Origin of the sequence: Microbacterium sp. Kw_RZR3 (genome assembly GCF_029222405.1) — a bacterium.
GTDB lineage: Bacteria > Actinomycetota > Actinomycetes > Actinomycetales > Microbacteriaceae > Microbacterium.
The window spans coordinates 1-7,250 of record NZ_JARHXC010000013.1; the positions used below are offsets into that span (position 1 = coordinate 1).

The window sequence follows — 7,250 nt, forward strand, 5'->3', positions numbered from 1 at the left end:
ACCCTCGGGCCGCCAGCGGCGCGTCGCCCCAGGACTCCGCACGACGGCACGCGCTCGGCATCCGGAACCGAGGCGACGGCGACCGGCCCACGGCGGACCGTCAGGCGGAGTCCGCGGCCGACACGCCGATACCCGGGGGTCGCCAGGGGCATGTCGGGCCTGAACTCCGCACGACGGCACGCCCGCGGTATCCGGAACGCCCGCCCGAAACCGGACGACGAAGCGGCCCGCCCCCGACAGAGGAACGGGCCGCCTCGGGGAAACTCAGCGCGTGTACGCGCGGACGATGCCCCAGACCGCGAAACCGACGAGGCTCGCGACACCGGCGACGACCGCTGCGGCCGCGCCCGGGTTGCGCTGAGCGCTCTCGCGCACGTCGCGGATCTTCTGATCGACCGCCTCGCTCGCGCGACGCGGGATGTTCGCCTTCTCTTCGAGGGCGGCGAGCGCCGCCTTCAGCTCCGCGCGCGCGGACTGCACCGGGTCGGTGATGCCAAGCGGCACCGCGGTGCGGGGGACGGGGACGGGACGCTCAATACTCACTGCCGGCCTCCTTCACGATGCGGACGTCTTCGGCGATCGCCTCGCCCGGGTTCTCGCGGTTCGAGAGCTTCTTGAACCGCAGCCATCCGAGCAGCGCGAGCACCGCGGTGATGACGATCATCACGCCGAACACGATGAGCGCCGCGGCCCACACCTGCAGCCAGAGCGACAGCAGAGCGATCACGAACGCGAAGAACACGGGGACGGCCCAGAACACCACGATCAACGCGCCGACGAACCAGCCAGCGCCGATCCCGGCGTCCTTCGCCGTGCGCTGCGCCCACGCCTTCGCCCCGTTGATCTCGGCGATGACGAGGTTGCGGACGAGCTCGGGGATGTCGCCGATCAGCGTGAACAGGCTGTCGTCGGAGCGATCGCGGAACCCGCGAGGAGTGGTCATGCCTCAGCTCCCGGACGAGGTGGAGCCGCTCTTGGCCGCACGAGCGCGCGTGGTCGCGGTCTTCTCGGCCTGCTTCGCGTCGTCGACCGAGTCCTCGACCACGTCGGCGACCTCGGATGCCGACTGCTTGGCCGCCTTGGCAGCCCGTTCGGCGCGTTCCTGGGCGGTGCCGGACTGGGCTGCGGCGCCGGTGACCGACTTCGCGCCCTTCCAGACCACGCCGGGCACGGACTTCAAGGCCGAGACGCCGAAGGCTTTGACCTTCTCGACCTGCCCCTGGACGACGGGCTGTTCCCAGACCTTCTCGGCCTGCGCCTTGATCTGCTCGTACCGTTCGCGTCCCGCGCGTGCACCGAGCACGTAGCCCGCCACGAGTCCGACGACGAGTGCTGCTTTGCCCCTCATGGGGTCTCCTCACGCTCGATCGAGTGCTGGTCGACTCTCACGATAGTCACGTATTCCGATTCCGGCATCCGCCCTTGACAGACCGCGACATCTCCGCGAGGAGAGCGCCGGTCAGTGATGCCACAGGGCGGCGCTGCGGACCCGGTCCGCCTCGGCGCGCGCGTCGGGGATGACCTGGGCGAGCCCCGTCCCCGCGACCCAGGCCCCGGTCACCCCGAGGCCCGTCACCGCGTGCACTGCGCCGCGGGCCGCGGCGGTCTCGGCCGCGCGACCGATGGTGGCCGCGGGTTGCGACTGCACGTAGCGCACGCGCCGCGCGGCGCGGAGGGTGGATGCCGGCAGCTCGACGCCGAACATCGCCGCCGCCTCCGAGAGCGCGAGGTGCGCCGCGGCGTCGTCGTCGAGGTCGGCGGTCGCGGGCTCTTCGCCCTGGGCTCCGAACGACACCCGGACGACATGGATGCCGGGGGCGGTGGCATCCCGAACCCAGTCCCACTTCACCGTCGAATGCGTGAGGGCTTTCGCCACGTGGCTTCCGGGCACGGTGAGCACGCCGGTCCCGCGAGGAGCGGCGTCGAGCACGGGCGCGTCGAGCACGAGGGTGACGACCTCGACCACCGGGGCGACGGGGTCGCCCCCCTCGAGCGCGGGCACGACGGGCGCGAGGAGCGCGCGGGCGGGCCCCTCGGGGAGCGCCACGATGACGGCTTCGGCGTCGAGGGGGTCGGTGTCCCCGGAGATCACGACGCGCCACCCGGTGCCGTTCGGCTCGAAGGCATTGACCGACGCCTCCGTGCGCAGCTCGACGCCGAGCTCGACCAGCTGGGCGACGAGCGCGTCGACGAGGCGCGACATCCCCCCGGCGATGCCCTGCACGGCCCCGCCGGGAGCGGGCGCTTTGCGGCCTTCCGCGACGGGAACGTCGGAGGCCGGAGCATCGGCGGGCTTCGCCGTCGCGCGACTGAGACGCATCTCGGCGACCGCGCCCGACAGCGAGCCCGTCCGGGTGAGGGCGGCATTGAGCCCGGGCGCGGCGAGATCGACGTCGATGTCGTCGGGTCGCGCGGAGTACACCCCGCTCGTGACCGGCGCGACGAGACGGTCGAGCACACGCGCGCCCATCCGGGTGCGGACGAGCGTGCCGAGGCTGCGCTGATGCCCGATCGTCAGCGGCGGCCGCAGGCGATCGAGGTAGGCGCGCCACGTTCCGCTCCACCCGATGATGCGGCGGACGTCGGGAGCGAAGGGATTGTCCGGGATGCCGAGCACCCCGCCCTTCGGCAGAGGAGCCGCCCCGACCCCCGGCACTCCCGCGACCCACGCCCCGGCCGGGTTCGGCGAGACGACGGCGTCGGCGAGTCCGAGCTCGTCGAGGAGAGCGCGGACCACGCCGCCGCGCGTCGCGAAGCTCTCGGCCCCCACGTCGAGAGTGAGCCCCCCGACCTCGGCGGAGCGGACGACGCCGCCGAAGGCCTCGGAGGCCTCGAGGACGGTGACGCGCAGCCCGACCTTGGTGCACTCCCACGCCGCGACGAGGCCGGCGATGCCGCCCCCGGCCACGACGACGTGCGTCTCGGACGCCTGCCGCGCGAGGCGCGCGAGCGGGTCGCTCACGCGTTCGCCCCGAGCTCGGGCTCGCCGTGCACGAGCTCGCCGTGGGCGTGCGCGACGATCCGGGTCAGCACGTCGGGGTCGGTGTCGGGGGGAACACCGTGGCCCAGGTTGAGGATGTGCGCGCGCGCCGCGCGTCCGCGCGCGAGCACGTCGTCGACGTGGGCTTCGAGGACGGGCCACGGGGCTCCGAGCAGCGCCGGGTCGAGGTTGCCCTGGAGCGTCACGTCGGGGCCGACGAGAGCCGCGGCCTCGTCGAGCGGCATCCGCCAGTCCACACCGACCGCGTCGGCGAGGCCGCCCAGGCGCATGTCGTCGAGGAACGCCCCGGTGCCCACACCGAAGTGGATGCGCGGAACCTCGATGCCCTCGAGCGCCTCTCGCGAGTGCGGAGCGATGAACTTGCGGAAGGTCGCGGGCGACAGCGACCCGGCCCACGAGTCGAACAGCTGTACCGCCTGCGCACCGCCGTCGATCTGCGCGTCGAGGAACGCGCGCGAGACTTTCGCGAGCCACCCCGCGAGACGGTGCCACGACGCGGGGTCGGCGTGCATCATGCCGCGCGCCCGCAGGTGCTCCTTCGAGGGGCCGCCCTCGACGAGATAGGCCGCGAGAGTGAACGGCGCCCCGGCGAAGCCGATCAGGGGCACGGCGTCGTCAAGCTCGGCGGTCACGAGCCGGGCTGCCTCGCGCACCGGCTCCGCGGCTGCTGCCACGTCGTCCGGGTCGATCGCCGTGATGCGCGCGACGTCGTCGGCCGTGCGCACGGGGTCGGCGAACACCGGGCCGCGACCGGGCTCGATCACGACGTCGACACCGGCCAGGCGAAGCGGCACGACGATGTCACTGAAGAAGATGGCGGCATCCACGTCGTGGCGCCGGATCGGCTGCAGCGTGATCTCGGCCGCGAGGTGCGGGGTGAGGCACGCGTCGAGCATGCGGGTCCCGACGCGCAGCTCGCGGTACTCGGGGAGCGAGCGCCCCGCCTGCCGCATGAACCAGACGGGCTGCCGTTCGGGACGGTCGCCGCGGAGGGCGCGCAGAAGGGGGGCATCGGGGGTGGCCATGGCATCCATTCTCCCATCGGGCGTACGCGCGAAAAGGGGATGCCTCGACGTCGAGCGGCCGTCCGGAACACCCCTCGCACCCCGGGCGTAGAATGATCGGGTGCTGCTGTGCGTCAGCGCGAGTCACAAGACCGCGTCCTTCGAGCTCCTCGAGCGACTCAGCGTACCCAGCAGCCCCGTTGCACCCCTGATCACCGAGCACGGCGGCGAGTGCGTGCAGGGAGCGGTCGTCGTCGCGACCTGCAATCGCTTCGAGGCGTACGTCGACATGGACGAGCCGGTCACCGCGGGTGTCGCGCTCGGCGTCGAAGCAACCCTCGCCGCGATCGAGAGCGCCACGGGCGTCCCGGCTCGCGAGCTCGAGGGCTCGTACACCGTTCTCGGCGGCAGCGAGGTCGCGGAGCACCTGTTCGCCGTGGCATCCGGACTCGAATCCGTCGTCGTCGGCGAGGGCGAGATCGCCGGCCAGGTACGCCGCGCGCTGACCGAGTCGCGCGAACAGGGCACCACGTCGGCCGAGCTCGAGCGGCTCTTCCAGCGGGCATCCGAGGCTCAGCGCGGCGTGAAGAACTCCACCGCGATCGGCCGCGCCGGGCGCTCGCTCGTGCGCCTCGGTCTCGAGCTCGCGAGCAGCCGCATCGCCGACTGGTCGACGCAGCGCGTGCTGCTGGTCGGCACCGGCGCCTACGCCGCAGCGACCGTCGCCGCGCTCCGCGACCAGGGCGCCGAGAACATCTCGGTGCACTCCCCCTCGGGCCGTGCCGCGAAGTTCGCCGCGAAGCACGGCCTGCACGCCGTGTCGGCCGAGACGTTCCCCATGGCCGTCGCACACGCCGACCTCGTGATCACGTGCACGACGAGCGAGCACCACGTCGTCAGCGCCGCGACCTTCGCCGCGGGCCGCACCGCGGTCGAAGCGGCCGCTCCCGCCGCGACGGGCTGCCCGGTCGACCACTCCGGTCGCCGTCTGGTGATCGATCTCGGTCTGCCCCGCAACGTCGACCCCGACGTCGCCACGGTGCCCGGCGTCGACCTGCTCGACCTCGAGACCATCCGCCTGCACGCCCCGCTCGAAGAGCTGCAGGCGACGGATGCCGCGCGCGACCTGGTCCGCGACGCCGCACGCCGCTTCGTGTCGGTGGGAGAGCGTAAAAACATCACCCCCGCCGTCGTCGCCCTGCGCGCGCACGTCTTCGGGGTTCTCGACGCCGAGGTCGCGCGCGTCCGTGCCCGCGGCGACGAGGGTGGCCAGACCGAGCAGGCTCTTCGTCACCTCGTCGGTGTTCTGCTGCACACCCCGACGACGCGCGCGCACGAGCTCGCCGAGACCGGGCGCGCCGACGAGTACATCGACGCCCTGTCGGCCCTGTTCGGCATCGAGGTCGCCGACTCCACGGCCTCCGCCGAGCGTCCGGTGGCCGACGCGGGCTGACGCGTTCCGCCGAGTGGCCGGGCCACGCCGTGACCGGCGGAGGACCTGGGCCGAGCGGAGGGCCCACCCCCGGCATCCGTCCTCCCTTCGTCCCCAGTCCTCCGGCTGGCACCGGCACCGGGCTGCGGCATGTTCCGCGAGCCGGCGGAGGAGGTTCCGGGAGCGGAGGACCGCCGCCGCGGCATCCGCCCTCCCGCCGCCGAAACTCCTCCCGTGGCGGGCTGCGGGGGCGTGACCGGCGGAGGATCTGGGACAAGCGGAGGACCGGCCCCCGGCATCCATCCTCCGGTCGTCCCTGATCCTCCGGCTGGCACGAAAGTCGGCGACGAAGCAGACACCCCGTCGGGCAGGATGAATGCCATGAGCACTCCCGCATCCGAGGTGTACCGCGTCGCCGGGGAGAAGCGCTCCGGCAACGGCCTGCGCTGGGCCGCGACGGTGGTCATGGGGCTCTTCGACGCCGGGACCGATGCGCCGTCGGTGAGCGAGGTCGTGATCCGACGGGCGGACGGCTCGCTCGTGAAGCGGCTTCCGCCGGGAGACGTCGAGCACTTCGAGAAACAGCTCACCGAGGTCACGGCCGACCTGGACACGATGGATGCCGTGCCTTTCGCGCGGAAGTGGATCGCCGAGCCCGAGTGAGCCGGGCGGGTCCGCGCGAGAATGGACGCATGAGCCTGCACATCACCGACGACCCCGCCGCCGACGACCTGCTCTCGAGCAATCCCCTCGCGCTGCTGATCGGGATGCTCCTCGACCAGCAGGTCGCGATGGAGACCGCCTTCGCCGGACCGCTCAAGATCCAGGAGCGCACCGGATCGATGGATGCCGCGGCCATCGCGCATGAGAACCCCGACACCTTCGCGGCTGCTTTCGCGCAGTCTCCCGCGGTGCACCGCTTCCCGGGGTCGATGGCGAAGCGCGTCCAGGCGCTGTGCGCCGCGATCGAGCAGGACTGGGAAGGGGACGCCGCGGCGATCTGGACACGCGACGACCCCGACGGCGCGACGGTGTTGAAGCGCCTGAAGGCGCTGCCGGGATTCGGCGAGCAGAAGGCCAAGATCTTCCTCGCGCTCCTGGGCAAACAACGCGGCTTCACGGGCGCGGGGTGGCGCGACGCCGCCGCTCCGTACGGCGAGGACGGGTCGTTCCGTTCCGTCGCCGACATCACGAGCCCGGAGTCGTTGACCAAGGTGCGCGAGTTCAAGCGCGCGGCCAAAGCAGCAGCGCGCGAGAACGCTTCCTGACTCCTCCTCCCCAAGATGAGGGTTTGGGGAGAGTCATCCACATCGGCTTCCTCGGCCGTGCCGACCTGATTAATGTCGACTCGTTCGTCATCCCCGATTCACGACCCGAAGGGTGGTCTCTCGTGAAGTTCGCAATGGGTTCCAGCACGCTGGGCGTGCTGAGCAAGGCAACATCGGGCTCGAGCGACGAGCTCTCACTGCTCGTCCGCCAGCTCTTCGAGGCCGCAGAGCCTCTCGAAGGACAGTTCCAGGGCGCCGGTCGCGCGGCCTTCGATCGCTTCAAGTCCCGCACCGACGAGATCTCGGCCGAGCTCAAACTCTCCCTCGACGGGGTGCTCACCGGCATCACGGGCATGGACCGCTCGTTCCAGGAGGGCGAGGCGGCCATGGTCGACGAGACCACGAGCCTCGAGTCCGGTTCGTCGTTCGACGCCGCGCGCTTCGGCGCACGCTGAGAGAAGGAGACGCCCGCATGGTGAACCAGGCAGATCGTCGCGACTACTCGGTCGCCGCCTCGCAGAACGCTCAAGACAACTTCAACCGCA

The 7,250-nt window shown here is 72.0% G+C and carries 9 protein-coding genes; 4 read left to right on the plus strand and 5 right to left on the minus strand.

Annotation, left to right across the window (positions count from 1 at the left end):
- Nucleotides 1-264 precede the first annotated feature (264 nt).
- The 5 genes from P2P98_RS00365 to hemE form a co-directional block, all read right to left on the minus strand.
- Nucleotides 265-543, minus strand: a complete 279-nt coding sequence (locus tag P2P98_RS00365; RefSeq protein ID WP_081319221.1) for a hypothetical protein — start codon at nucleotides 541-543, stop codon at nucleotides 265-267.
- Nucleotides 533-943, minus strand: coding sequence for a phage holin family protein (locus tag P2P98_RS00370; RefSeq protein WP_058596532.1), 411 nt, complete (start codon nucleotides 941-943; stop codon nucleotides 533-535). The genes P2P98_RS00365 and P2P98_RS00370 overlap by 11 nt, the downstream gene beginning before the upstream one ends.
- Nucleotides 944-946: 3 nt before the next feature.
- Entirely contained in the window at nucleotides 947-1,348 is a 402-nt protein-coding gene (locus P2P98_RS00375; protein WP_058596533.1) for a hypothetical protein, read from the minus strand.
- 111 nt (nucleotides 1,349-1,459) lie between these two features.
- Nucleotides 1,460-2,962: a protoporphyrinogen oxidase gene (gene hemG, locus P2P98_RS00380; protein WP_275796103.1), complete on the minus strand. Its 1,503-nt coding sequence runs from the start codon at nucleotides 2,960-2,962 to the stop codon at nucleotides 1,460-1,462.
- Nucleotides 2,959-4,026: a uroporphyrinogen decarboxylase gene (gene hemE / locus P2P98_RS00385; RefSeq protein WP_275796105.1), complete on the minus strand. Its 1,068-nt coding sequence runs from the start codon at nucleotides 4,024-4,026 to the stop codon at nucleotides 2,959-2,961. The genes hemG and hemE overlap by 4 nt, the downstream gene beginning before the upstream one ends.
- A 100-nt stretch (nucleotides 4,027-4,126) precedes the next feature.
- Here hemE and P2P98_RS00390 point away from each other — a divergent pair, with 100 nt between their 5' ends.
- From P2P98_RS00390 to P2P98_RS00405, 4 genes are all read left to right on the plus strand, one after another.
- Complete coding sequence (locus tag P2P98_RS00390) at nucleotides 4,127-5,458, plus strand: glutamyl-tRNA reductase (protein ID WP_275796107.1); 1,332 nt, start codon at nucleotides 4,127-4,129, stop codon at nucleotides 5,456-5,458.
- 360 nt (nucleotides 5,459-5,818) lie between these two features.
- Nucleotides 5,819-6,100, plus strand: coding sequence for a hypothetical protein (locus tag P2P98_RS00395; protein WP_275796109.1), 282 nt, complete (start codon nucleotides 5,819-5,821; stop codon nucleotides 6,098-6,100).
- A 29-nt stretch (nucleotides 6,101-6,129) separates the two neighbouring features.
- The gene (locus tag P2P98_RS00400; protein ID WP_275796111.1) at nucleotides 6,130-6,705 is read left to right on the plus strand and encodes an HhH-GPD-type base excision DNA repair protein; all 576 of its coding nucleotides are present in this window, start codon (nucleotides 6,130-6,132) and stop codon (nucleotides 6,703-6,705) included.
- 23 nt (nucleotides 6,706-6,728) lie between these two features.
- Complete coding sequence (locus P2P98_RS00405; RefSeq protein WP_307384501.1) at nucleotides 6,729-7,160, plus strand: hypothetical protein; 432 nt, start codon at nucleotides 6,729-6,731, stop codon at nucleotides 7,158-7,160.
- The last annotated feature ends 90 nt before the right edge of the window (nucleotides 7,161-7,250 follow it).